This window comes from Sorangium sp. So ce131, from assembly GCF_051519095.1.
In the GTDB taxonomy this organism is placed as follows: Bacteria; Myxococcota_A; Polyangia; order Polyangiales; family Polyangiaceae; genus Sorangium.
Genome location: NZ_CP150455.1, coordinates 2,624,087 through 2,647,998 on the forward strand (window position 1 = coordinate 2,624,087; position 23,912 = coordinate 2,647,998).

Consider the following 23,912-nt stretch of genomic DNA (forward strand, 5'->3'; position numbering starts at 1 on the left):
CCGAACCCTGAGCAGGAGAGCGCGATGAACAGAAGCGAGGCGGCGCCGAACGGGCAGCCGAAGTCGGCGAGCGCGGGAGATCCCGAGATCGCCCGCGAGATCCGGACCATCATTGCACAGCGGTGCGGGATGAGCGTCGAGGCCGTGACGCCCGACCTCTCCCTCGAGAACGGCCTCGGCGTCGATTCGCTGGCGCTCATCGAGATCAACGTCGCCCTGGAGGAGCGATTCCAGATCGTGGCGCCGGATTTCGCCGCGCCCGATCAGGCCCAGATTCACACCGTCGGCGACGTCATCGCCTTCGTCGAGGCGCAGCTCGCGGCGCGCGGCGGCGCCGGCGCCGTCCAGCGAGGCGCGCCTTGATCGCGGCGCGCACGCGCGCCGAGCGCGAGGCGGCCGCCCGCACGCCGGAGCAGCAGCGGGAGCACGAGCGGCGCGAGGTCGCCAGCCATTACGAGAACGACCCGGAGATCTTCTCCATGGTCCTCGACAGCCGCCTCGCCTACGCGACGGGCATCTTCCTCGATCCCGCCGAGAGCCTGGAGGCGGCGCAGGAGCGAAAGTACGACTGGGTCCGCCGCGAGCTCGACATCCAGCCCGGGGAGCGCGTGCTCGACGTCGGGTGCGGCTGGGGCTCCAACCTCATCTACCTGGCCGAGCACACCGGCGGCAGCTTCCGGGGCGTCACGCTGAGCGACAAGCAGCGGGAGGAGGCGCTCCGCCGCGCCGACCGGGCGGGCGTCGCCGCCCGGGTCCAGATCGACCTCGCCCACGTCGAGGACCTCGACCTCGCGCCCGAGTCGCTCGACGCCGTGCTGTTCGTGGGCAGCATCGTGCACATGCACAACCGCGAGCGGATCCACCGGAAGATCGCCGCCGCGCTGCGCCCGGGCGGCAGGCTGCTCATCTCCGACTGCTACTTCCCGGCGCGCGCCCGCGGCGACCGCGAGAGCTCCGCCACGCAGTACATCTTCGTCGAGGCGCTCGGCTATTGCCGCCTGATCTCGCTCGCCGAGGAGCTCGGGATGATCGAGCAGGCCGGGCTCGACCTCCGGCGGGTCGAGGACCTCACGAGCTCGTACGTGCACACGGTCGCCCGGTGGATCGACAACGTGCGCGCGAACCGCGCTAGGATCGAGGCGCGCGCGCCCGGCTTCTCGCGCCTGCTCCAGACGTACATGACCGTGGGCCGGCTCTCGTTCGCGCGCCGCACCGCGCTCGAGTACATGATCGTGGCGCAGAAGCCCGGCGGCCGCGAGCGCCTCGGCGTCGCGCCGTCCCCCGAGCCGAGGCGGGCCCCGTGAGCCGCGCGCCTGCCGCGCGGACCGTCGCGGGCCTGCTCCGGGCGCGGGCCGAGGCCGCGCCGGATCGGCCCGGGTTCTACCACAAGGTCGAGGGGGAGTTCGTCGGGTGGTCCTGGGCGCAGTACTGGCGCCGCGCGTGCGCCGCGGCCTCGGGCCTCGCCGCGGCCGGGGTGCGCCCGGGCGATCGCGTGCTCCTGCTCGTCACGGACGTCGAGGTGGCGGTGCCGTGCCTCTTCGGCGTCTGGGTGCTCGGCGCGGTGCCGATCCAGGTCGGCGTGCCGTACCGGCTCACCGACGTCGCGGCGTTCCTCGGCGAGCTCCGGCGCACGGCCGCCCGCGTCGGCGCCCGCGCGCTCGTGGTCTCGTCCGCGCTGCTCGGCTTCGGGCTCGGCCAGGGCGACGGCGACGGCGGCGCGGGCGACCTCGCGCTGCTCGCCGCCGAGCCGCTGCTCGCCGCGCCGCCCGCGGGCGCGCTGCCCGACCCCGACGCCGCGCCCGGCCCCGCGCTCATCCAGCTGACCAGCGGCAGCACCGGGCACCCGCGCGGCGTGGTCATCCCGCACGATCGGCTGATGCTGCACCTCGCCGCGATGAGCGAGCGGCTCCCGGTGCGCGGCGAGGGCGCGGGGGGCGTGTCGTGGCTGCCGCTCCACCACGACATGGGGCTGCTCGGCGGCCTGCTCTTCCCGCTCTTCAACGACTTCCCCGTGCACATGCTCTCGCCGCTCGAGTTCCGGACGCGGCCGTTCTCGTGGCTCGCGGACATGGCGCGCATCCGCGGCGCCATCTCGCTGGGCCCGCCGAGCGCGTACGCCATCTGCATCGGGCTCGCCCGCCGCGCCGCCGAGGCGGGGCTGGATCTCGGCGCCTGGCGCTGCGCGATGATCGGCGCCGAGCCGATCTCCCCCGGCTTGCTCCGCCGCTTCGCCGACGCGTTCGCGCCCTGCGGCTTCCGTCTCGAGGCGTTCTTCCCGGTCTATGGGCTGGCGGAGGCGACGGTCGCCGTGACCTTCCCCGAGCTCCTCGCGCCGCCGCGCGTGCTCACCGTCGATCGCGCCCTGCTCGAGCGCGAGGGCCGGGTCGAGGAGGCCGCGCCCGGCCCGCTGGCCCTGGAGCTCTGCGGCGTGGGCAGGCCGATCCCGCACACGGAGATCCGCGTCGTGGACGCCGCGCGTCGCCCCGTCCCCGAGCGCGCGGTGGGGGAGATCGAGGTGCGCTCCGCGACCGCGATGGAGGGCTATTTCGACGACCCCGAGGCGACGGCCGAGGCGCTCGTGGACGGGTGGCTGCGCACGGGCGATCTCGGGTTCCTCGATCGAGGCACCCTGTTCGTCACCGGGCGGAAGAAGGAGGTCATCATCAAGGGCGGACACACCATGATCCCCGCCGTGATCGAGGAGATCGCGGCTCGGGTCGAGGGCGTCCGGGCCGGGTGTGTGGTCGCGGTCGGGCTCTACCTCGAGGAGCGCCAGACCGAGGCGGTCTACGTGGTCGCCGAGACGCGCGCCGACGCCTCCGAGCACGCCGGCCTGGCGGAGCGGGTGCGGGAATCGCTGCGGGCGAACGGCGTCACCGTCGATCAGGTGGTGCTGGTCCCGCCGGGCGAGCTGCCCAAGACGACGAGCGGCAAGCTGCGTCGCCGCGAGGTGGCCGAGCGGCTCCGCGAGGGCGCGGGCAGGCCGCCGGGCGGCCAGATTTCGCGGGCGCCGCTGGGCGACGTGCGTTAAATCCCGGGTTCGCTCTCCGGAGCGCAACCGAACGGGACCGTCCATGACGACTCGCTCCACGGAACAGCGCCATGTCTGTGCCGCGCCGCTCTCGCCCGAGGCGCGCGCGTGGGAGATCGAGCAGCTCAAGCGGTTCGGCCTCGAGGACGAGGACTGGACCTCGGAGGGCAAGTGTCCCTTCTGCGCGGGACAGCGCCTGTCCGTGGAGCTCGATCCGAAGGACCGGGTGCCTTTTCTCCCACCCGTGCGCGCGCGCCGGCGCTGAGCGCCCAGGGCCGCGCGCGCGCGCGCCGCACGCCCACGCCCACGCCCACGCACACGCACACGCACACGCACACGCACACGAGCAGCCTCAGCGATACTCAGCGAGCTTCGTCTAGATGGCGCGCGCCGGCGGGTGGGTCGGCGCGGCGAGGGCGGGTGGGCGCTGGCCAATCGGCAAGACTGGGGCGAGGGAGCTTGCGCATGGGACACCGCCCGGCATGTCTCCCTTCGGGCCTCGATGACTGAGACGTTATGGTGCGCGCCACACAAGGCGCGCCTGGAGGGCCGAGACACCTGGGACCTTATGGTACCTCGGTCGGTGCTCGACGCGCCCACCCGCCCCCGCCGCGCCGACCCACCCGCCGGCGCTGACGTTGGGGGGAAGGGGGCCCTGCTTCGTGGAGAGAGAGGGCGCGCCGCGAGAGGATCAGTCCTCCAGCATCTTCGCCTTCACCCACCTGCCCGAGTCGGTCAGCTGGTTGTCAGCCCACGGGCCCATGCCGCTCGATCCTGGCCTGAGGGCGGAGCAGGCCTCCGCCTTGTCGTTCAAGGCCCAGTTGGCCCAGCTGATGTCGTTGGCGTTCAGGAAGTTGATCCAGGTCTGCGCCTCGCCGGTGTCGAGCGTGCCGTTGCCGTCGGCGGCGCAGGTGCCCCACTCGGTCACGAACAACGCGAGGCCCTTGTTCAACGCCGTCTGGGCCTTGTCGCGCAGGAACTGCTTGTGCGTGGTGGCGTAGAAGTGCAGGGTGTACGCCACGTTCGAGTCGGAGAGGGGGCTGTCGGCGGCGACGTCCGCGTCCTGCGACCAGTTCGGCGAACCGACGATGACCAGGCTCTTCGTCGCGCCGGCGCGGCGGATCTCGCCGATGACCTGCTCGGCGTAGGACTTCACCGTGGACCAGTTGTTGGTGTTCAGCGGCTCGTTGAAGACCTCGAAGATGACGTTGGGCACGTCCTTGTACTGCGCCGCCACCTCGCGGAAATACTGCTTCGACAGATCGAGGTGCTCGTGCGCGTAGTGATCATGCCAGTCGATGATCACGTAAATGCCCTTGTTCACCGCCGCGTCGACGACCGCCTTCACCCGCTCCTTCTCGGCCGAAGGGTTCGTGAGGTAACCCTCCTCGTCGATCCCCATCGCGGCGCGGACGATCGTCGCGTTCCACTGGTCCACGAGCGTGTTCACGGCGGACGCGTTGTAGAACTTGCTGCCCCACTGGCTCCAGAAGAAGCTCATCCCCTTCAGCTGGACCGGGGATCCATGCTCGCCCACGACCCGGCTGTTCTTGACCGAGAGCCAGCCGTGGCGCTCCACCGGCGTGCCGGTCGGGGGCACCCCGGTGCCCGTGCTGGCCGAGGTGCTGCTGACAGAGCTCCCCGTGGTCGCCGAGGTGCTGCTGACAGAGCCCCCCGTGGTCGCCGAGGTGCTGGAGGCGCCCCCCGTGGTCGCCGTGCTCCCGGAGCTCCCCGTCGTCGCAGGCCCCTCGCCGCCGCCGCCGCCCACACCACCCCCATCCCCGTCATCCGAGCAACCGAGCAGCAGGGCCGCAGGCAACGCGACCACCGCGAGGCGCAATGACCACCTCGACACTCCAAGCACACCGCGAAGCGAGACGTTGTTCATCATGTTCTCCAAGGATCGTTCCGGATGGCGCGGCATCAAAAGCGGAGTCCGACGCCATGGCAAGCCCCCTGCGCGCCGACGGCCGAGGAGGCAATCTGGATCATGTGTTGGCTGGCATACCGTGATTGTTGTTGACAGCTCTGAAAACCGGGCAGCGAAGCAACCGGCAGGAGCGAGAGGGCGATGCCCTTCCCCGGCGCCGACGTGGCGGAGCTGTGGTGTGCAAGCAGCCGGAAGGCTTTGGCAAGAGGCGTGCCGAAGTGGGAGCTCCCGGGGGCGGAGGCCGCCCGGCGGAGCTCAGGGGGCGGGAATGCAAGGCCTACATCGGTCGGATGCAGGGCCTGCATCGACGGGGGGAGGGGGATACATCGTTCCCCTCGGTGGGCAAACGACCACCCAGGGCAACCGCCTGTCCATGGTGGGATCGACAAATCCTTCGACAAATCGAGGGGAGATGTCCCGGAAAGGGCGCCTCGGGGGCGGCGCGGCGGCGGTCGGCCGGTGCGTGGGCTGACCAGAGGCGCGCTCAGCGGGGGACCGCCGGCTCCTCGTCGTCGGGGCCGACGCAGGCCGACAGGTCGAAGAGCATGAAGAGCAGCGCCTTCTCCTGGGGGGACAAGGCGCGGCGCTCGCCGTCGTCGTCCGCGCAGCCGGTCGGGAACGGCGCCCCGGCGACGTCCTGCGTCGCCACGTGGATGTCCGTGTACACGAAGCGGCCGCACTGCTCGCCCTCGGGGAGGCCGATCGGGGTGTTGAACGTGAAGTACTTGACCCCGGGGAGCGCGCCGTAAGCGTCGTTGCGCTCGTTGTAGAGCCACCGCGTCGCGATCTCCTCGTTCACCGAGTTGACCCAGTGCTGCGGATCGTTGATCTCGATCTGGCCCGGCGTCGTCGAGGCGCCCACGTGGACGAGCCAGTCCCGCAGCGCCTGGCCCTTCGGGAACGTGGCGTCGACCAGCACGGGGAGGCCGTCGTCCGGGTCGGTCTCCTCCTCCCAGTCCGCCGTCTCGGGGAAGCGCTCCGGACCGCGGCGCAGCCAGTAGTTGTGCCAGTGCGACGCGAACACGCGCCCTCCCGCAGAGGCGTAGTCGAACATCGCCTGCAGCGCCGCCGGGGGCTTGTCATCCGCGAACTGAGACCCCTCGCACGACAGGATCACCATGTCGTACTGCATCAGCGTGTCGAGCGAGCCCCAGAGCTGCGTGGCAGGGGGGAAGAGCGCCCCGCCGTTGAGGCCGGCGCGGTACTGGTTCGTCGCCTTGTCGCCGACGATCGCGCGGCCGGAGAACAGGTTCACGCGCCCGCCGCCCGCCTCGGGCGTGAACTCCGATTCGTCGATTCCGATCTTGAACAGCAGGCACTCGAGGACGTCCGCGCCGCCCGTCGCCAGCGCGATCCTCGGGAGGTGGCCCTCTGACGCGCTGCGCGGCAGCCGGATCGAGCCCTCCTCGGTCGCGTTGTCGACGCACGCCTCGACCACCGGCAGGACGAGCTCCCGCCGCCACTTGCCGATCTGGACCACGAGCGGGATGTCCTCGCCGACCGGCGCGTCCTCCAGCACGAACCGCCCGCGCGTGTCCGTCAGCGCGGCCGCGACCGGCGCGCCGGCGAGCGTCGCGTCGCAGCGGTCGCAGCTCGCGCCGTCGGGGATGGGGAGAAGCGGCTTGTTCGGGACATAGACTAGGACGTTGTAGAGCGGGATATTGCCCGCTGGCTCGTACACCGTGCCGCTCACGGTGGTCGTGCGGCCGCCCGGACAGGCGACCCGCTGACACTCCAGCCCCACACACGCCGACGCGCCGCTCCCGGGCCCCGAGCCGCCGATCCCCGTGAGGAAAGGGTCGCCCCCGACGCCGCCGCCGACGTCGCCGCCGCCCCGAGCCGTCGTCCCGGGCGCCCCACCAAGACCCCCGCAGGAGCACGCGGCGAAGGCGGCCGGCGCCGCCGCGGCCGCCGCCACGAAGTACCCCGCTGTGCGCAATCTCGACATCCGAGCCTCCAGGCGCGGGGGCCAAAGGTGCCCTAGGCCGCCCAGTCCGAGCGTAATCGAGCGGAGGGGGAGCGGGGAAGGGACAAGCCGGAAGAAAACCCCTTTGCCGGCGCCTCGGCGAGAATGGTTGTCCGCGGGCGCGCGCGCGACGGAAGCGACGCAAGAAGAAGACAAGCCCTCGATCCGTTCGGGCGCGCCCGTGAGCCCGCCGCGCGGCTCCGCCCCGGCCAGCTTCCACAGCGGAGCACGACGGCAGACGACGGACGAACCGGAGGCCCCGCGTCCAGGCTCGCCGCGCGCTCGTCGCCGCGCGTTCGCCGCGCGTTCGCCGCGCGCTCGCCGCGCGCTCGCCGCGCGCTCGCCGGAGAAAAGGACGCGGCCACACACGAGACGACGCGGCGAGACACGGCCGGAGCGACCGGACGCGACCCGCGCGGTGGCGTGTGATGTGGTGACTCCTCTCACTCTTGCGAGTTCCGGTGTGGCCAGAAGCTTCCGGGCAGAGTAGGATGCGGCGCTTTGCGTTCCGCCATGTCTCACGCTCCACCCCCTCGCCCTCAGCTTCTGCAAATCACCTGGCCAATCTACAGCGAGCACCTCCTCCACCTGCTCGTCGGCGTGTTCGGCGTCTGGCTGGTGAGCCGCTTATCGGACGACGCCGCCGCCGCATACGGGCTGTCCAACCAGATCATGCTGACGTTCATGATCACCTTCCGCTTCGTCAGCGTCGGCGCGAGCGTGGTGGTCACCCAGTATATCGGCGCGGGGGACCGCGCCGGCGCGGAGCAGGTCGCGCGGGCCTCCCTGGGCGCCAACGCCTGGATGGGGATCGCGAGCTGCGCGATCATCGGGCTCGGCGCGAGCTCGCTCCTCTCGCTGATGAACACGCCGGCCTCGCTGATGCCGACCGCGCGGCCTTACCTGATGGCCGTCGGCGTGATGCTGGCGTTCGACGCGGTGAACTTCTCGATGGGCGCGGTGCTGCGCGCGCACACGTACACCCGCGACACGCTGCGCCTCATCCTCGTCATGTACGTCATCCAGCTCGCGCTCAGCCTGCCGCTCATGTTCGGCTTCGCCGGGTGGGAGGGGCTCGGCATGAACGGGCTCGCGCTGGCCGCGGTGATCGGCCGCGCCTGCTCCTTCTTCATGCACCGGAGGCTCTGGATCGAGCGCCTCGGGATCCGCGCGTCCTTCGAGGACTACTGGCGCATTCGCCCGGACCGCCTGCGCGAGATGCTCCACATCGGCCTGCCGGGGGCGGGCGAGAACGTGGTCTATCGCATCAGCTACATGATCATCCTGGCCATGATCGCCGACATGGGGGCCGCCGCGCTGGCCACGCACACGTACACGATGCAGATCGTGCACTTCCTGCTCCTCTTCTCCATGGCGATCGGCTTCGGGACCGAGATCGTCGTCGGGCACCGCGTCGGCGCGGGCGAGCTCCACGGGGCCGACCGCCAGGTGCGCGGCGGGCTCCTGATCGGGTTCTGCGTGTGCGTGACCACGGTGCTCGCCACCGCGCTGGTCGGCCCGCGCCTGCTCGGCCTCTTCACGCGCGATCCGGAGGTGCTCGCCACCGGCGCGACGCTGCTCTGGCTGAACCTCCTCGTCGAGCCGGGCCGCACGCTCAACCTCGTCGTCATCAACGGCCTGCGGGCGACCGGCGACGCGCGCTTCCCGGTCGGATTCGGGGTGTTCTCGATGTTCGCGGTCGCGGTCGGGCTCTCGTGGCTGCTCGGCGTCCACTTCGGCTGGGGGCTCGCCGGCGTGTGGGTGGCCTACGGCGCCGACGAGTGGGTCCGCGGGCTCGCCATGGCCGCGCGCTGGCACTACCGCGGCTGGGTGCCCCACGCGCGGCGCACCGTCCGCCGCGTGCGGCTGAGGCAGCCGCGCCCCGCCTGAGCGCCACCGGCCCGCGCGAACTCCATCGCTGCCGCCGCCGAGGTGGCATGTCGATTGCTGCTCCTCCTCGGAAAAGGAGCGTGCCCATGTCAGACAACGAGCGCAATTCGGCAGGACGAGCGGCCGCGAGCCCGGCCGCGAGCCCGCCCGGCTACGGCGGCATTTCCGAAGGCAGCGTGGGCGACCCGACCACGTCGGGGCAGAAAGGCACAGCGCCCGGGGCGGGATCCCAGGGAAGCGCTGGGGCCGGAGGAGAGCGCGAGCAGGCGCGCGACCAGGGGCGCGCGGGGGCCGCCGGAGAGCGCGAGCAGGCGCGCGGCCAGCGTGATGCCGTCGAGGGCGGCGCGGAGGAGGCGGTCGACACGCCCCGGAACGGCGGCTCGGGCAACGAGGTGATCCCCGGCGTGCTCGACGCGAACCGGCAGGTGAACTACGAGTCGAGCGCCGAGCACAAGAGCAGCTGGCCCGACGAGGGCGGGACCGGCGAGGCCGGCGCCGGATAACCGGGGACGCCGGCCTAGCCCGCCGGCGCGTTCACCTTCTCCGCCACGGCCGTGCAGAGCGCGGCGACGCCGCGCCTCGGCACGGTGACCAGCTTGTCGCGGAACGCGTCGCGGCGGTCGGTGTAGAGCTTCGACACCTTGTGCGACAGGATCGTCGAGCTCCACACCGCGACGACATCCGCCCATCGCAGATCGGCGTCGGCCTTGGCCGCGTTGCGGTGGCCCTCGCCGTCGACGATGCGGATCTCGACCTCGCCCGCGAGCAGGTGCCGCAGGTCCTCGGCCGTGCCCGGCCCCCCGCCGACCACGAGCAGCCGCTTGAGCCCGCGCGCGTGAAACGCCCCGATCATCACGAGCGCCGCGCGCTTGTTCGCAGAGCTGCCGCACATGTCGCAAACTGCGTCGGCGTCGGCCTCGACGACGCGGAGCCCGGCCTTCGCGGGCAGCTTCATGCACTCGGCGCAGCGCCGCTCGACCGGCTCCGGCGCGGGCGCCGCCGGCCGGGGGCGGCCGAGCGCCTGCTGCGCGCGCTCCGCGACGTCCGCGGGGAGAAAATCCGCCGGATGACGGGCCGTCACGGCCGGGGCGTTCTCCGCAAGCCAAAACAGCAGCTCGGTGTCAGAAATGTCGAGAGATTTTGCGAGGTTGCGCACACGGACGGATCGCGCCATTGCGACGCGACTGTGACATGACAGCGCCGGCGGCGCCCTGCCGGATCGCAGGTTCCGGCGGCTCGGTCGAGGGCGGCGGCGCGGCCGCGGCTCAGTCGAGGGCGGCGGCGCGGCGCAGGCCGTGGCGCTGGAGGAGGCGGTGGAGGTACATCCGGTCGAGGCCCGCCTTGCGCGCGGCGCGGCTCACGTTGCCGTTCGACCACTCGAGCAGGGCGGTGAGGTAGTCCCGCTCGAACCTGTCGATGATGGCGTCCTTCGCCTCCTTGAAGGGCATGTCGATGCTCGCGCCCGGGCTCGACGCGGGGGCCTCGACGGCCGGCGCCGAGGGCGCGGGGGCGCGCGGGAGCGGCTCCTTCGTGTCCAGGCCGGCGCCGTCGCCGAGCACGAGGCGGCGCTCGACGTAGTTCCGCAGCTCGCGCACGTTGCCCGGCCAGTCGTAGGCCTTCATCTCCTCGATCACCTCGGGGGGGAAGAGGTGCGCCTTGTCGACGGCGTCGAGCTCGTTGAGGAAGCAGTGGACGAGCACGCCGATGTCCTCCTTGCGCTCGCGGAGCGGCGGCACGCGCACGGTGAGCACCGAGAGGCGGTAATAGAGGTCCTCGCGGAACCTCCCGCCGTTCACCTCGCGCTCGAGGCGCCGGTTGGTGGCCGCGATGACCCGGATATCGACCTTGCGCACCCGGCTCTCGCCGAGCCGGCGCACCTCGCGCGAGGCGAGGGCGCGGAGGAGCTTCGGCTGCATCTCCAGCGGCAGCTCGCCGATCTCGTCGAGGAACACCGTGCCGCCGTCGGCCTCCTCGAAGGCGCCGGCGCGGTCGCGCGAGGCGCCGGTGAAGGAGCCGCGCACGTGGCCGAACAGCTCGCTCTCGATGAGGTTCGGCGAGATGGCGCCGCAGTCGACGATGACGAGCGGCTTCTGGGCGCGGGCGCCGCGCTGGACGAGCTCGGTGGCGATGACCTCCTTGCCCGTGCCGTTCTCGCCCTCGATGAGCACGTCCGACGCGCTCTGGGCCACGCGGTCGAGCAGGGCGAAGAGGCGCCGCATGGGGACCGACGCGCCCTGGAGCCCGCCGAAGTTGACCGCGAGCGCGAGCTCGGTCTTGCCGGCGGCGTTGGCGTCGCGGACGTGCACGACCGAGTCGCCGAGCTCGATGCGGCACTCCGGCGGGAGCGCGTCGGCGTCCCGCACGCGGACGCCGGCGATGTACGTGCCGTTCAGCGAGCCGACGTCCGTGAGCCGGAAGGTCGTGCGCACGCGCTCGAGGATGCAGTGGAAGCGGGAGACGGCGCGGTCGGCGAGCACGAGGTCGTTGCTCGGGTCGGAGCCGACGCGGATGAAGTCGCCGTCGGCCACGATCGAGCGCTGCGCGGGTTTGCCCCCCTCGCGCTCGACGGAGAGCTCGAGGCGGGGCATCGTGAGCACCTCGGCCTTGATGCGGGGCTCTGTGGCCATGACGCCGGCCAGGCTGCGGTCGTCGGGCGTGGCGGGGGGACGCGGCATGGGCCGCATCCTACCCAATCGCGGCCCGCTCCGGCAGGGCGGGCGGCTCAGGTCGTGCGATCGCCGTCCGCGGGCTTGAGCCACACGACCGTGGCGCCCCACCCGCCGCGCGAGGCCGGGGCGTCGCGGAAGCCGTCCACGGCCGGGTGGCGCGAGAGCACACCCTGGACGACGCGGCGCTGGACGCCCTTGCCGCGGCCGTGGATGACCCGGACCTCGCGGAAGCCGCGGCGCTGCGCCTCGTAGAGGTACTCCTCGACGACCGAGGCGACGTCGCGCGGGGCGAACGTGTGCAGGTCGATCGCGTCCTCGATCGGCATGACCACGATGCCGCCGTCGCCGTCGCCGTCGCCGTCGCCGTCGCCGTCGCCGCCGTCGCCGGGCGGGCCGGGTGCTCCGGGCGGCTCGTCGTCCGGCGGCAGGGCGGCGGGCGGCGCAGGCGCGCGCGGCGAGAGCGCGCGGCCGAGAAAGGCGCGGAGGCGGCGGAGCATGCACGCGGTGTAGCCGAGCGCGCGGCGGCCGTCAGCGCGCGAGGCCAGCGCGCGGGCGGCGCGCGCGCGGCGTCCGGGCACCGCCCGCGCGCCGCCTGGTGCACCCGGTTCATATATCACATTGCACATATAAACTATGTGTCTTATGGTTCGGGTGTCCTTGGTGTCCGCTTGCGCGTCCGCGCGCCGGGCGGCTGCGCGTCGCGCACCGGATCGCCGGTGCGACGCCGAGCTTCGAGGGCGCGCGTGTCCGCGGCGAGCTGGCGGCGGATCGAGGAGGGAGAGGACATGGAACTTGAGGGCAAAGTGATCGTGGTGACGGGCGCGTCGTCCGGCATCGGGCTCGCGAGCGCGAGGGCGCTCGCCCGCGAGGGCGCGCGCGTGATCCTCGCGGCGCGCTCGATGGACCGGCTCTCGGCGGAGGCCGAGCGCCTGCGCCGCGAGGGAGGAACGGCCATGGCCGTCGAGATGGACGTCACGTCCGACGCCTCGGTCGAGGCCGCGGTGGCGTCGATCCTGGAGCGGTTCGGCCGCATCGACGTCGTCATCAACAACGCCGGCAACGGCGGCAGGTTGTCCTACTGGGAGTCGACCGACGCGGCGTTCACGCGCGCGATGTTCGAGGTCCACCTGTTCGGCATGGAGCGCGTCACGCGGGCGGTCCTGCCGGCGATGCGGGCGCAGGGCTCGGGCACGGTCGTGAACATCGCCTCGACGGTGGCGTGGGTGCCCATGCCGACGGCCGCGGCCTACTGCGCGGCGAAGGCGGCGGTCGTCGCGTTCTCCGAGGCGCTGCGCGGCGAGCTCGAGGGGCGCGGCGTCCGGGTGATCGTGTTCGGGCCCCCGCACACGAGGACCGCGGCCGGCGACGCGTGGCCCCTCGAGGGGCCACGGACCTTCGCGCCCGAGTGGGTGGCCGAGGAGCTGATCCGGACGCTCCGCCGCGGCCGGCGCCGCTTCCTCGCGGGCGCGTCCAACCGCAGCCTGCTCATGATCCAGCGGGTCTCGCCCGATCTCGCGGCGCGCATCATGAAGGACATCGGGCTGCGCGCCTGCTCGAAGAGCCTCGCCGCGGACCGCGGCGCCGCCGCGGCCCCGCTTACATCACGTTGAAAATAAGGCTCATATATCTCATGATTCATGTGTCATGTCCCTCCGCGGCGCGATCCTGGGGTTCCTCTCCGTCGAGCCGACGAGCGGCTACACGCTGAAGCAGCGGTTCGACGGGTCGGTGCGATCGTTCTGGTCCGTGACCCAGAGCCAGATTTACCGGGAGCTGCACGCGCTCGAGCGCGAAGGGCTCGTCGAGGCGCGGACCGAGCCCGGGGACGGCAAGCCCGATCGGAAGGTGTACTCGCTGACGGAGGCCGGGCGGGCGGCGCTCAAGCGATGGATCGAGGAGCCGCTCGAGCCGCTCGTGCTGCGGCACCCCTTGCTGCTGAAGCTGGTCTTCGCGGCCGACGCGCCGCCGAAGAAGCTCGACGAGATCCTGGCGAGGTACGCGGCAGATACGGAGTCGCAGCGGGCCGAGTACGAGGCGCGGCTCGTGGACCCGCGGATCTTCGAGCTCGCGCGGTCGACGCGCGAGCGCGAGATCTGGCGCCTCAGCATCGAGCACGGGATCGCCTGGTGCGACACCGAGCTCCGATGGATCGAGCGCGCCCGGGGCGAGCTGTCGTCGGAGCGAGCAGGGCAGAAGAGGGCGAGCCGGAAGGCGAAGTGACCCGGCGGCGCTCCCGGCGGCGCCGGGCTCGGGAGCGCGCGGGCGTGGCCCGCGGCGCGCGGCCTGTGACCCGGCGACGGGGCGGCGCGCGGCTCGCGGCGGCGGGCTCGGCAGGAAGGTCCCGTCGCTATCGTGGAGGCTTCTCCGCTAGACATGGCGGTCCGTCCGTTCGCGACGAGCGCCCGTCCGCTCCCGTGGATGAAAGCGCTTCGGCGATGTTCTCGGCGATTGATCGGTTGCGCGTCGGCAAGTACACCACTCTCAGAAACACCGACGGAGACGGAGGGTGCCACCATGATGATGCCGATGAGCTCGATGCCGATGATGAACATGATGAACATGATGCCGATGATGGGCGGCATGATGCCCGGCATGATGATGCCGATGATGGGCGGCATGGGCATGATGGGCGGCATGATGCCCAACATGATGAACATGATGCCGATGATGGGCGGCATGATGCCCGGCATGATGAACATGATGCCCGGCATGGGCATGATGGGCGGCATGATGCCCAACATGATGAACATGATGCCGATGATGGGCGGCATGATGCCCGGCATGATGAACATGATGCCCGGCATGGGCATGATGGGGATGATGCCCAACATGATGATGCCGATGATGGGCGGCATGATGCCCAGCATGATGAAGTCGATGATGGCGGCGTGACGCCTGCGGGGGCGGCATCGCGCCGCCCTCCCAGCGCGGCGCGGATGATCCGCGCCGCTCTGCTCCTGGCGGGGTGGGCCTTCATGGGCCTGCTCCGCCAGTTGCATTTCTGGCCCTCATCTGGGCGCCGTCGGCGGAAGCAGCGATGTGGGTGAACAGGGGGCGATGGCGCTCTGGGGACTTCCGCCCGATCACGCCTCGTCCGGGTGGCCGGGCGGGCCGGTCACGAGCAAGCTCAGCCGGAACGTCGCCCCGTCGCCGGGGTTGGAGCTCACCGTCAGCGTGGCCCCGTGGGCGGCGGCGATCCTGCTCGCCAGGTAGAGCCCGAGCCCGAGCCCGGACGCCTTCCCGCCGGTCACGAAGCGCTCGAAGATCCTGGGGAGGAGCTCCGGCGGCACGCCCGCGCCGTGATCGACCACGTCGAGGTGGGCGTACTCCTTTCCTTCCCGCAAATCACTGCTGATCCGGAGGAGGACCCAGTTCCCCCTGGGAGAGTGCTTGATCGCGTTGCTGACGAGGTTGTCCAGCGCCTGCCGCAGGCGCGCCTTGTCCGCCACGACGACGAGCTCCGGCGGGCCCTGGACGCGCACCTCGACGCTGGGCGTCCCGAGCACGGCCGCGGTGTCCTTCGCCAGCGCGACCAGATCCATGGGCAGCGGCACGATCTCGAAGAGCCCCTGCTCGAGCCGGCCCACGTCCAGGAGATCCGAGACGAGCCGGCCCAGGCGCGCGACCGAGTCGTTCGCCCGCTCGAGGTCGCGCTGGTCGTTGGCCCGGCCGTCGGCCTCCGCGCGGCGCTGGAGCAGCTCGATGCGGCTCATGAGGGGCCCGAGGTAGTTGCGCAGGTCGTGCGCCACGACCGTGATCAGCTCCTCCGCGGCCTCGCGCCGGCCCTGCGCCAGCGCCGCGCTGGTGACCTGCTCGACGAGCTCCGCCCGGTGCGTCAGGGCGCCGATCCACCGCGACACCGCGCTCAGGAAGCGGAGGTCGCCCTCGGAGAAGAACTCCGGCTGGCCGGACTGCGCGGAGAGGACGCCGCGCCGCTCGCCGTCGACCTCGAGCGGGACCGCGGCGTGCGACCGGACCCCGAGCGCCTGGACGACGCCGGGCAGCTCGCCGGGCACGAGATCCACACGCCCGCTCAGGTGAGGGGCGCCGGTCAGGAAGACGCGGGCCGTCGAGCCGCCGTTCGCGACCGGCTGGACGTCGAGGCCCAGCTCCTGCTGGAGCCGACCCATCGGCGTGTTGCTCGTCCCCAGGGCGTGCAGCGTCTTTCTGCTGCGATCGTGGAGGAAGATGTCGAACTTGTCGGCGTCGAGCGCGGCGCCGAGGAGCTCGCTCGCCTGGTTGAGAGACTGCCGCAGGTCAGCCGCCGGGAGCTCGAGCAGGCGCTCGAGCGTCGCCATCAGCCGGCCCTCCTTGGAGGAAGCTTCCTTTCCGGACATGTTGCTGCTTTTCTCCGCGACCAGCTCTCGAACGCGCTTTTTTCGGGCGACGATCGGGTGGCAGCGGATGGAGGCTAAGGGGACTTCCCCGGGTTGTGCCGAGCTATCACCGGACGAGCACGGCTGAACGGCGCCGGCGGCGCGCCCCCGTGACGGCGCGCCGGCGTGACGTTCTGCACGCGGCGCCCTGGTATCGGTCACGCGCGGCGCGCCGTCAAGCGCGCTCCGCAGGCGCGCCGGGGCAGGGCTCGCTGGCCGGTTGCGCGGGCCGCGCCTGCGCTGTGCTAGGCTGATGTATGGGCCTGCGCGAATACTGGCGTAAGCGCGACTTTGCCGTCACGCCCGAGCCCCGGGGCACAGAGAGCCCCGCCGGGCCTGCCGGCGCCGAGGAGCGGACCTTCATCATCCAGAAGCACGCGGCCTCGCACCTACACTATGACTTCCGTCTCGAGCTCGAGGGCGTGCTCAAGAGCTGGTCGGTGCCGAAGGGGCCGAGCCTCGATCCCGAGGTCAAGCGGCTCGCCATGCACACGGAGGATCACCCGCTCGAGTACGGCGATTTCGAGGGCATCATCCCGAAAGGGCAGTACGGGGGCGGGACAGTGCTCCTGTGGGAGCGGGGCACGTGGGTCCCGCTCGAGGATCCGCACAAGGGGTATCGCGCCGGCAAGCTGAAGTTCCAGCTGCGGGGCGAGAAGCTCCGGGGCGGCTTCACGCTCGTGAGGACGCGCGGCCGCGACGACGACGACGAGGGGCGGAGCTGGCTGCTCATCAAGGAGAACGATGCGGAGGCGCGCCCCACGAAGGAGTACAACGTCGTGGAGTCCCGGCCCGAGAGCGTGGCCACCGGGCGGCAGCTCGACGAGATCGCCGCGGCCAAGGACCGGGTGTGGCACTCCAACCGGGCAGAGACGCCGGCGCAGGAGAAGCGGGGGGCTGGCCGGCGCGGCGCGCGCGTTGACGACGGCTGGGACCGTGTCGCGGGGCAGGTGGAGGGCGCGCGCAAGGCGGCGATGCCGGCGAAGGTGCGGCCGCAGCTGCCGAGGCACCTCCGGGCGAGCCAATCCGGGGCGGCAGCGGGCAAGTCGAAGGCGGCAGCGGGCAAGTCGAAGGCGGCGGCGAGCAAGTCGAAGACGGCAGCCGAGGTGCCGGACGGCGAGGGCTGGCTGCACGAGATCCAGTACGACGGCTGCCGGACGATGGCCCGGATCGAGGACGGACGCGTCCGGTTGCTGGACGAGAAAGGCAAGGAGATCGCGGGCCGGTTCGAGCCCATCGCGGCGGCGCTCGCGAAGCTCGGGCTGACGAGCGCGCTGCTGGACGGGGAGGTGACGCTGCTCCGGCAGGACGGCACAACGGCGCCGCCGCCGTCCAGCGACACGGCCGCTCCCGGGGAGGGCGAGGTCGTCTACTTCGTGTTCGACCTCCTGTACCTGGAGGGCCACGACCTCACCGCCTCGCCGCTCTCGGCGCGGAAGCAGGCGCTCGGGCGGCTGCTCGGCGCCTCGCAGCGCGGCGCGGGCCCGCTGCGCTACAGCGACCATATCGAGGGCTCGTGGGAGGAAGTCCTCCGGAACGGGTGCAAGCTGTCGCTGAAGGGGATCGTGTCGAAGCGGAGCGACGCGCCGTACGCGCCCGGCCGCGGCCCCGGCTGGGTCCAGGCCTCGTGCGGCGCCGCGCCGCGACAGGAGCAGGAGGAGCCGGCGCGCGGACGGGGCGAGCGCGCCGCGGCGAAGAAGACCACGAAGGGGCGCGCGGCGGAGAAGACCACGAGCGGGCGCGCGGCGGAGAAGACCACGAGCGGGCGCGCGGCGGAGAAGACCACGAAGGGGCGCGCGGCCCCGGCAAAGGGCGGCGGGCGCGGCGACGAGGGCGAGGGCGACTCGGTCGCGGGGGTGCGCCTGTCCCACCCGGATCGCGTGCTCTACCCCGAGCAGGGGATAACGAAGCGGGAGCTCGCGCTCTATTACGCGTCGATCGCCGAGCACATGGTGCCGCACGTGCAGGACCGGCCGCTCACGCTCGTGCGCTGCCCGGAAGGCACGGAGAGCGAGTGCGTGTACATGAAACACGGGCGGGCGTGGGGGCCGTCCGCGCTCCGTCGGGTGATGATCCAGGAGAAGACCAAAACGGGCGAGTACCTGGTGGCGGACTCGGCCGAAGCGCTGGTGTCGCTCGCGCAGATGGGGATCCTCGAGATCCACACGTGGAACTCCACGGTGTCGCGGCTCGAACAGCCGGATCGGGTGGTGTTCGACCTCGATCCGGATCCCTCGGTCCCGTGGGAGCGCGTCGTCGCGGCGGCCCTCCTGCTCAGGGAGCGGCTGGAGGAGCTCGATCTCGAGAGCTTCGTGAAGACGACGGGCGGGAAGGGGTTCCACGTCGTGGTGCCGCTCGCGCCGTCGAGCGGGTGGGACGAGTGCCTCGCGTTCACGAAGGCGCTCTCGGGGGAGCTCGCGCGGCGCGAGCCGGAGGCGTACACGATCGCGGTCTCGAAGGCGCAGCGGAAGGGGAAGATCTTCATCGACTACCTGCGCAACACGCGGGGCGCGACGTCGGTCGCCGCGTACTCGACGCGCGCGCGGTCGGGAGCGCCGGTGTCGGCGCCGCTCTCCTGGGACGAGCTCGGCCCGGAGCTGCGGTCGGATCACTTCACGATCAGGAACCTGCCGCAGCGGCTGGCCTCCCAGAAGGCGGACCCGTGGGCGCGCTACGGGAAGGTCCGGCAGAAAATCACGGCCGCGATGCGGCGGGCGGTGGGACTTCGTTCGTAGAGGCGCGCGGAGCCGCGTAGACGCGCATCGACGCGTGCAAGCCCAGCGCAGGCGAGCAGGCGGGCGCGGGGACGTGGGCCCCGCTCGCGCCGGCGGTGCTCGCGCGCCCCGCCCGCCTCGCGCCGGCGGCGCTCGCGCCCCGCCCGCCTCGCGCCGGCGGCGCTCGCGCCCCGCCCGCCTCGCGCGGCGACGCTGTCGCTTGCCACGCGGGCTCGGTTACACCACATCCCGTCGACCTGCATGCCTTCGGAACGCAAGACGCACCGCGCCCTCACCGTCGTGGGGCTCATCCTCGCCCTCGCCATGGCCGCCCTCGAGTCGACGGTCGTGGCCACCGCGATGCCGACCGTCATCGGTGATCTCGGCGGCATTCACCAGTACGCGTGGGTCACCACCGCCTACCTGCTCACCTCGTCGGTGCTGGTGCCCATCTGCGGCAAGCTCTCGGACATCTACGGCCGCAAGCCGGTCATGCTCTTCGGCATCGCCGTCTTCCTGATCGGCTCGATCGCGAGCGGCGCGGCGCGGTCGATGCCGCAGCTCATCGCCTTCCGCGCGCTCCAGGGGGCCGGCGCCGGGGCCATGCAGCCCATGGCCATGACCATCTCGGGCGACATCTTCGATCTGAACGAGCGGGCGCGGATCCAGGGCGTGTTCGGGGCCGCCTGGGGGCTGTTCGGCATCATCGGCCCGATGGTGGGCGGGCTCATCGTGCACTACTTCTCCTGGCGCTGGGTCTTCTACATCAACATTCCGTTCGGCCTCGCGTCCGTCGCGCTCGTGGCGACCGCGTTCCACGAGCGCATCGACCGGCGGCGCCACGAGCTCGACTTCCTCGGCGCGGCGCTCCTGTCCGCCGCGGTGGTGGCGCTGCTGCTCGCCACGGGCAAGCTGGGCGGGGGGACGACGCTGCTCGCCTCGATCGCGGCGGTGGCGCTGTTCGCCGCGTTCTTCGCGGTGGAGCGCCGCGCGCCCGAGCCGATGGTCCCGCTGCCGCTCTTCCGGCGCCCGGTGATGCTCACCTCCAACGTGGCCGGCGCCATCCTGGGCGGCGCGATGATGGGCACGATCACGTTCGTGCCGCTCTTCGTGCAGGGCGTGCTCCGCGGCAGCCCGACGGAGGCGGGCAGCGCGATCGCCCCCATGCTGATCGGCTGGCCGATCGCGAGCGCGATCGGCGGGCGGCTCATCCCCCGGGTCGGGTTCCGGCCGCTCATCCGGATCGGCCTCGGCGTCACGGCGACGGCGGGGCTCGCGCTGGCGGTCGGCGGGGCGCACGACACGCCCCTGATGCTCCGCGCGACGACGCTGGTCTTCGGCGTGGGCATGGGGCTGTCCAACGTCGCGCTGCTCATCGCGGTGCAGAGCAGCGTCGCGTGGGATCAGCGCGGGATCGCGACCGCGAGCACGATGTTCTCCCGGCTGCTCGGGGGCGTGGTGGCGGTCGGCGTGATGGGCGGCGTGCTCACGGCCGAGCTCGCCAAGGACGAGTCGATCCCCGCGGACGCGGCGAGCCGCCTGCTGACGGCCGAGGGCGCGCAGAGCCTGGATCCGTCGATCGTGCAGCACCTCGGCGCGGCGCTCACGTCCGGCCTCACGACGGTGTTCTGGATCATCGCGGCCATGGGCCTGGTCGGCTTCGTCGTGGCGCTGTGGTTTCCCCACGTTCCGCTCCAGGCCGGGGACGACAAGGCCCTCGTGCCGGGCGAGGCGGGGCTCGGCTGAATTCTCTCTTCTCTCGCCGTGATCCCTGCCAAGACGTCTGACAGACCGAACTATCGGGGGCCGCGCTGCAGCTCCTTGAGGGCGAGCTTCGCGATCGATCGCAGCGTGTCGAAGACGCCGCGGCCGCTCGCCGCCGCTGCCTCGAACTCGGGGGCTCCGTGCGGGTTGAGGAGCCGGCGGAGCTCCGCGATGGCGGCGATCTCGGCGAGATCGCGCTTGTTGTATTGGATCACGAGCGGCAGCCGACCGGGCGCGCGGCCCTCCTCGCGGAGGTTGTCCCAGAGATCGGCCATCGACTCGAGGTTCGCGTCGAGGCGCGCGCGCTGCGAGTCCGCCACGAACACGACGCCGTCCATGCCCTTCAAGATCAGCTTCCGGCTCGCCTTGTAGAAGATCTGGCCCGGAACCGTGTAGAGCTGGAGGCGGGTCTGGAAGCCGGACAACGTCCCGAGATCGAGCGGCATGAAATCGAAGAACAGCGTGCGATCGCTCTCGGTCTTGAGCGAGATCAGCTTCCCCTTCGCGCTCGGCACCGTCCGGTCGTACACGTAACGAACATTCGTCGTCTTGCCGCCGAGGCCGGGCCCGTAATACACGATCTTGCAGTAGATCTCCCGGCTCGCATAGTTGATGAACGCCATCGGGCGTGCTCCTTCGGAATGCGTGGTGCACGGGGCGGCGAGCGCCGGAGCCGGAGCGGCGGCGGCGGGCGCCAAGCCCGTGCTTGGAAACGGCGGCGAGCGCCGGGGCCAGAGTGGCGGCGGCGGGCGCCGGGCCCGTGCTGGAGGCGGCGGCGAGCGCCGGCCCCGCGATGACGGCGGCGGGCGCGAGCCCGCGCCGGAAACGGCGGCGAGCGCCCGCGCCAGAGCGAAGGCGGCGGGCGCCGGGCCGCGCAGGACGCGGGCGGCGGCTGCCTTCAGCGCGGCCGCGCGCCGGTCGTCAGCGGAACGCGTCGGCGATCGCGTGAAGGGCGGCCACGAACCCCTCCAGCGAGGCGTCGCGCGCGTGGCTGTGCTTCACCAGCCGCTCGTTCACCGCGATGAGCTCCGCGACGTCCTGGCTCGCGCCCGGGACGCGCCGGAGCTCGTGGACCGCGCGGCTCACCCGCGACGGCGGATCGAGGCACGCGAGCGCCGAGAGCGCCGCCATCGCGCTGGCCTGATCGTCCGCGGCGAGCGCCTCGCGCGCCATCCCGAGCAGCACCTGCGCAAAGGCGACCTGGATGGCCTCCAGGAAGCCACGCGAGACCTCCTTGCCGCTCCGGCCAGCCTCGCTCCACGCCAGCGTGACGAGCTCGCCCACGTCCGAGAAGGCCCGGCGCGACATCAACGCTGACAATGTCTCCAGGCCGTGCCGGTCCCAGGCGGCCCGCGTCGATAGCTGGCGCGCCACCCAGGAGAGCACGGCATACGAGGCGCCCTCCGCCCGGATCGGCCCGAGCGCGATGTCGAGCAGCGCGGCCCTCGCCACGCCGTGCGCCTCGAGCCACCCGAGCAGGTTCGCCCGCTCGGAGTCCCGCGGCGTCCGGCGCGCCTTCTCGAGGATCGCGTCCCGGAGCTCCGCCGGAAAACGGGGGATATCGGCGCTCCAGTCCTCGTCCGAGCCGCGCGCGCGCTCCATCGCCAGCGCCGCCAGCGCGCCGTCGTCGATCGAGAGCAGCCCGGCCCGCCTCGCCGCGAGGATCTTCGCCATCGGGAGATCGCGCAGCGCGGGGCGCTCCGCGCCGAGCCCGTCGAGCTCGTCGCCGTCGAGGAGCGGCGGCAGCCCCCGGTGGACCCCGGGCGTGAACATGAACCCCGAGGCCCACTGGACAGGCTCGCGCCGGCAGCGCGCGAGCACGCGCTCGTAGATCGCGAGAGGGACCTTCCCGCGCACGAGATCCGAGAGCTCAATCCATTCCTCGTCCGCGAGCTCGAGGCGCGGCACGCCGAGCACCTCGTGCTGGAAATGGGCCGGATCCCTGATCGCGATCCGGGCCAGCTGCCGGATCACCGGCCCGCTGAAGCCGCTCGCGCAGCGCGCCCTCCAGCGCAGGAGATCGGAGGTGCCGAGCTCCTCGATGTGCTCGGACAAGAAGGCATGATCGTCTGGCTCCAGCGCAGGCTGGCGGAGCACATGAAAGAACGCGACGGGACGGGCACGGCCCCCGTGCGCGCGCACCAGGGCATCGATCTCCGCCTTTCGCATGGCGTGACCTCACCCCCCTGAACCCACATGGGAGCAGGGAGCTCTTCGGGTCTATCGTCGCCTGGCGCTCGCGCGGCCCGTCATGACTCGTCGGTCGGTGGAATGACGGATCCTGTTCCTGACCGGTGGGACGAGGATAGCGCGAGCGCGCCTCCTGTCAAGCTGAGCTCGCGGGAGGGCCCTTGACGTCCGTCACGCCGCGCCGCGCCGCGCCGCGCCGCAGCGGCAACGCGACCGGACCGCGCACGTCTGGCTCGGGGTGCTGACGCTCGTGGCGCCGCGCCGATCGGTCAGGATGACCGAGCTTTCGGTCATCTTGACCGAGCAAAGCCCGGGAGGCGGCCGACCTCCCGGGCTTCGTTCTCTCCTGCTGTCAGCGCGTGGCGCGGTCAGCCCTACTTGACGAACACGAGCAGCTTCTTGATGCCGTTGACGTCGAAGACCTTGACGCCGACGACATCGCTGACGTCGACATCGTTGTTGCTGAGGACGTCGCCGACCTTGATCCCGTTGGCGACGTCGACATCCTTCAGCACGTTCTGCAGGTTGAGGATCTGGAGATTCAGGACGAGGTTGTTCAGCGTGTGGTTGAGGATGTCGATGTCGGCGTCATTGAGGACGTCCTCGAGGTACACGATCTTGATGTGCTCGGCGTTGATGACCTCGTCGTTCAGATCGATGGTGTCCGTGAGCTGAGCGGCGACGGACACGAGCCCGGCGGCCACGTTCTTGTAGTCCGGGGCGTCGGCGGCGACCGGCGTGTCCCACGACGCCAGGGCGGTCGTCGAGAGGCTGAGGGCAACAAGAGCAGCGCCAACGCCAGAGAGAACGCGAGACTTGAGCGATTTCATTTTTGTTTTATCCTCAAAATTGGGTGTTTCAGATCGTTTTGTTTCGAGCGCAGAACGCCGGTTAGCAGCCTGTCGCCAATCCATTCAACCGATCGTGTGCTCGGGCGGTTCGGGTCGTCCGACGCGCGAGTCCGTATCGATTCACCTCGACCTTTGGTCGTCGTCCGACGCTCTCGCGCCGGCCTGGAACAGCAATTTTGTATCGAGCGAGCTCCTCCGAAGAAGCCCTCTCGCGCGGCGCGCTGATTCGTAGAATCATGCGCGCTGCATCCAGTTGATATTTACTTTAGGGTGTTGCTCCGGCGCCCATGCGCTCTGTCGAAGACCGTTCCGTCTTCGTATCGGAGCTTATTCACGAAGGGTGCCAAGCGTGGTTTCGTCGTTGGCGCCGGGGATCCGCGAAGAAGTTCAGCTCTACTGTCGTTTCTGCTGCCAATCTAGCGTCGATCGGTGTGGTCCGTGCGACAAGGGCGCCTCACCACGCCGCCACACTGAGACAATAGTCCACGCGAGGTCAAGGTTCTCTCGGCGTAGTGCATTGGGCGTTGTCGA

General features: G+C 71.5%; 21 protein-coding genes. 12 read left to right on the forward strand and 9 right to left on the reverse strand.

Annotated features, from left to right (window positions below; genetic code table 11):
* Window positions 1–24: 24 nt before the first annotated feature.
* The 4 genes from WMF43_RS09715 to WMF43_RS09730 are packed head-to-tail and all read left to right on the forward strand — an operon-like array spanning window position 25 to window position 3,296.
* Window positions 25–363, forward strand: coding sequence for an acyl carrier protein (locus WMF43_RS09715; RefSeq protein WP_437679207.1), 339 nt, complete (start codon window positions 25–27; stop codon window positions 361–363).
* The gene (locus WMF43_RS09720) at window positions 360–1,304 is read left to right on the forward strand and encodes an SAM-dependent methyltransferase (protein WP_437679208.1); all 945 of its coding nucleotides are present in this window, start codon (window positions 360–362) and stop codon (window positions 1,302–1,304) included. Before WMF43_RS09715 ends, WMF43_RS09720 begins: the two co-directional genes overlap by 4 nt.
* Window positions 1,301–3,031: an AMP-binding protein gene (locus WMF43_RS09725; RefSeq protein ID WP_437679209.1), complete on the forward strand. Its 1,731-nt coding sequence runs from the start codon at window positions 1,301–1,303 to the stop codon at window positions 3,029–3,031. The genes WMF43_RS09720 and WMF43_RS09725 overlap by 4 nt, the downstream gene beginning before the upstream one ends.
* A 43-nt stretch (window positions 3,032–3,074) precedes the next feature.
* Complete coding sequence (locus WMF43_RS09730; RefSeq protein ID WP_437679210.1) at window positions 3,075–3,296, forward strand: hypothetical protein; 222 nt, start codon at window positions 3,075–3,077, stop codon at window positions 3,294–3,296.
* 426 nt (window positions 3,297–3,722) lie between these two features.
* Here the strand turns inward: WMF43_RS09730 and WMF43_RS09735 are convergent, their stop codons facing one another.
* On the reverse strand, window positions 3,723–4,922 hold the full coding sequence (locus WMF43_RS09735; protein WP_437679211.1) for a glycoside hydrolase family 5 protein: 1,200 nt from the start codon (window positions 4,920–4,922) through the stop codon (window positions 3,723–3,725).
* 523 nt (window positions 4,923–5,445) lie between these two features.
* Entirely contained in the window at window positions 5,446–6,909 is a 1,464-nt protein-coding gene (locus WMF43_RS09740; RefSeq protein ID WP_437679212.1) for a carboxypeptidase regulatory-like domain-containing protein, read from the reverse strand.
* Window positions 6,910–7,440: 531 nt separating this feature from the next.
* Here WMF43_RS09740 and WMF43_RS09745 point away from each other — a divergent pair.
* Both WMF43_RS09745 and WMF43_RS09750 read left to right on the forward strand, forming a co-directional pair.
* Window positions 7,441–8,817 (forward strand): MATE family efflux transporter, encoded by a 1,377-nt coding sequence (locus WMF43_RS09745; protein ID WP_437679213.1) that lies wholly within the window; start codon window positions 7,441–7,443, stop codon window positions 8,815–8,817.
* A gap of 86 nt (window positions 8,818–8,903) precedes the next feature.
* Window positions 8,904–9,320 (forward strand): hypothetical protein, encoded by a 417-nt coding sequence (locus WMF43_RS09750; protein ID WP_437679214.1) that lies wholly within the window; start codon window positions 8,904–8,906, stop codon window positions 9,318–9,320.
* A gap of 14 nt (window positions 9,321–9,334) precedes the next feature.
* On the opposite strand, the gene WMF43_RS09755 is transcribed toward WMF43_RS09750, so the two are convergent.
* The 3 genes from WMF43_RS09755 to WMF43_RS09765 all read right to left on the reverse strand — a co-directional run bounded on the left by WMF43_RS09755 (window position 9,335) and on the right by WMF43_RS09765 (window position 12,064).
* Entirely contained in the window at window positions 9,335–9,898 is a 564-nt protein-coding gene (locus WMF43_RS09755; protein ID WP_437679215.1) for a hypothetical protein, read from the reverse strand.
* A gap of 184 nt (window positions 9,899–10,082) precedes the next feature.
* Entirely contained in the window at window positions 10,083–11,492 is a 1,410-nt protein-coding gene (locus WMF43_RS09760; RefSeq protein WP_437679216.1) for a sigma 54-interacting transcriptional regulator, read from the reverse strand.
* Between the two features lie 47 nt (window positions 11,493–11,539).
* Window positions 11,540–12,064 (reverse strand): Smr/MutS family protein, encoded by a 525-nt coding sequence (locus WMF43_RS09765; RefSeq protein ID WP_437679217.1) that lies wholly within the window; start codon window positions 12,062–12,064, stop codon window positions 11,540–11,542.
* A gap of 207 nt (window positions 12,065–12,271) precedes the next feature.
* On the opposite strand from WMF43_RS09765, the gene WMF43_RS09770 reads away from it, so the two are divergent.
* The 3 genes from WMF43_RS09770 to WMF43_RS09780 all read left to right on the forward strand — a co-directional run bounded on the left by WMF43_RS09770 (window position 12,272) and on the right by WMF43_RS09780 (window position 14,378).
* Complete coding sequence (locus WMF43_RS09770; RefSeq protein WP_437679218.1) at window positions 12,272–13,096, forward strand: SDR family NAD(P)-dependent oxidoreductase; 825 nt, start codon at window positions 12,272–12,274, stop codon at window positions 13,094–13,096.
* Window positions 13,097–13,130: 34 nt separating this feature from the next.
* Window positions 13,131–13,706 carry a PadR family transcriptional regulator gene (locus WMF43_RS09775; RefSeq protein ID WP_437679219.1) on the forward strand — a complete coding sequence of 192 codons (576 nt, stop codon included), beginning with the start codon at window positions 13,131–13,133 and terminating at the stop codon, window positions 13,704–13,706.
* 294 nt (window positions 13,707–14,000) lie between these two features.
* Complete coding sequence (locus tag WMF43_RS09780) at window positions 14,001–14,378, forward strand: hypothetical protein (protein WP_437679220.1); 378 nt, start codon at window positions 14,001–14,003, stop codon at window positions 14,376–14,378.
* Window positions 14,379–14,569: 191 nt separating this feature from the next.
* Here WMF43_RS09780 and WMF43_RS09785 read toward each other — a convergent pair whose 3' ends face one another.
* Window positions 14,570–15,823, reverse strand: coding sequence for a sensor histidine kinase (locus tag WMF43_RS09785; protein ID WP_437679221.1), 1,254 nt, complete (start codon window positions 15,821–15,823; stop codon window positions 14,570–14,572).
* A 296-nt stretch (window positions 15,824–16,119) separates the two neighbouring features.
* Between WMF43_RS09785 and ligD the strand changes: the two genes are divergently transcribed.
* Entirely contained in the window at window positions 16,120–18,597 is a 2,478-nt protein-coding gene (gene ligD, locus WMF43_RS09790) for a non-homologous end-joining DNA ligase (protein ID WP_437679222.1), read from the forward strand.
* Window positions 18,598–18,837: 240 nt separating this feature from the next.
* Window positions 18,838–20,322, forward strand: a complete 1,485-nt coding sequence (locus WMF43_RS09795) for an MDR family MFS transporter (protein ID WP_437679223.1) — start codon at window positions 18,838–18,840, stop codon at window positions 20,320–20,322.
* A gap of 50 nt (window positions 20,323–20,372) precedes the next feature.
* Here WMF43_RS09795 and WMF43_RS09800 read toward each other — a convergent pair whose 3' ends face one another.
* Window positions 20,373–20,963 (reverse strand): GTP-binding protein, encoded by a 591-nt coding sequence (locus tag WMF43_RS09800; protein WP_437679224.1) that lies wholly within the window; start codon window positions 20,961–20,963, stop codon window positions 20,373–20,375.
* A 298-nt stretch (window positions 20,964–21,261) separates the two neighbouring features.
* The gene (locus tag WMF43_RS09805) at window positions 21,262–22,395 is read right to left on the reverse strand and encodes a hypothetical protein (protein WP_437679225.1); all 1,134 of its coding nucleotides are present in this window, start codon (window positions 22,393–22,395) and stop codon (window positions 21,262–21,264) included.
* 6 nt (window positions 22,396–22,401) lie between these two features.
* Here WMF43_RS09805 and WMF43_RS09810 point away from each other — a divergent pair, with 6 nt between their 5' ends.
* Entirely contained in the window at window positions 22,402–22,530 is a 129-nt protein-coding gene (locus tag WMF43_RS09810; RefSeq protein ID WP_437679226.1) for a hypothetical protein, read from the forward strand.
* Between the two features lie 374 nt (window positions 22,531–22,904).
* Here WMF43_RS09810 and WMF43_RS09815 read toward each other — a convergent pair whose 3' ends face one another.
* Entirely contained in the window at window positions 22,905–23,360 is a 456-nt protein-coding gene (locus WMF43_RS09815; protein WP_437679227.1) for a hypothetical protein, read from the reverse strand.
* Between the last annotated feature and the right edge of the window lie 552 nt (window positions 23,361–23,912).

What these genes read in the sequence shown, in the direction of transcription:
- WMF43_RS09715 (WP_437679207.1), top strand. Translation starts at nt 25, where the DNA reads ATGAACAGAAGCGAGGCGGCGCCGAACGGGCAGCCGAAGTCGGCGAGC.
- WMF43_RS09730 (WP_437679210.1), top strand. Translation starts at nt 3,075, where the DNA reads ATGACGACTCGCTCCACGGAACAGCGCCATGTCTGTGCCGCGCCGCTC.
- WMF43_RS09735 (WP_437679211.1), bottom strand. Translation starts at nt 4,922, where the DNA reads ATGATGAACAACGTCTCGCTTCGCGGTGTGCTTGGAGTGTCGAGGTGG.
- WMF43_RS09740 (WP_437679212.1), bottom strand. Translation starts at nt 6,909, where the DNA reads ATGTCGAGATTGCGCACAGCGGGGTACTTCGTGGCGGCGGCCGCGGCG.
- WMF43_RS09745 (WP_437679213.1), top strand. Translation starts at nt 7,441, where the DNA reads ATGTCTCACGCTCCACCCCCTCGCCCTCAGCTTCTGCAAATCACCTGG.
- WMF43_RS09750 (WP_437679214.1), top strand. Translation starts at nt 8,904, where the DNA reads ATGTCAGACAACGAGCGCAATTCGGCAGGACGAGCGGCCGCGAGCCCG.
- WMF43_RS09760 (WP_437679216.1), bottom strand. Translation starts at nt 11,492, where the DNA reads ATGCCGCGTCCCCCCGCCACGCCCGACGACCGCAGCCTGGCCGGCGTC.
- WMF43_RS09770 (WP_437679218.1), top strand. Translation starts at nt 12,272, where the DNA reads ATGGAACTTGAGGGCAAAGTGATCGTGGTGACGGGCGCGTCGTCCGGC.
- WMF43_RS09775 (WP_437679219.1), top strand. Translation starts at nt 13,131, where the DNA reads ATGTCCCTCCGCGGCGCGATCCTGGGGTTCCTCTCCGTCGAGCCGACG.
- WMF43_RS09780 (WP_437679220.1), top strand. Translation starts at nt 14,001, where the DNA reads ATGATGATGCCGATGAGCTCGATGCCGATGATGAACATGATGAACATG.
- WMF43_RS09785 (WP_437679221.1), bottom strand. Translation starts at nt 15,823, where the DNA reads ATGTCCGGAAAGGAAGCTTCCTCCAAGGAGGGCCGGCTGATGGCGACG.
- ligD (WP_437679222.1), top strand. Translation starts at nt 16,120, where the DNA reads ATGGGCCTGCGCGAATACTGGCGTAAGCGCGACTTTGCCGTCACGCCC.
- WMF43_RS09795 (WP_437679223.1), top strand. Translation starts at nt 18,838, where the DNA reads ATGCCTTCGGAACGCAAGACGCACCGCGCCCTCACCGTCGTGGGGCTC.
- WMF43_RS09800 (WP_437679224.1), bottom strand. Translation starts at nt 20,963, where the DNA reads ATGGCGTTCATCAACTATGCGAGCCGGGAGATCTACTGCAAGATCGTG.
- WMF43_RS09810 (WP_437679226.1), top strand. Translation starts at nt 22,402, where the DNA reads ATGATCGTCTGGCTCCAGCGCAGGCTGGCGGAGCACATGAAAGAACGC.
- WMF43_RS09815 (WP_437679227.1), bottom strand. Translation starts at nt 23,360, where the DNA reads ATGAAATCGCTCAAGTCTCGCGTTCTCTCTGGCGTTGGCGCTGCTCTT.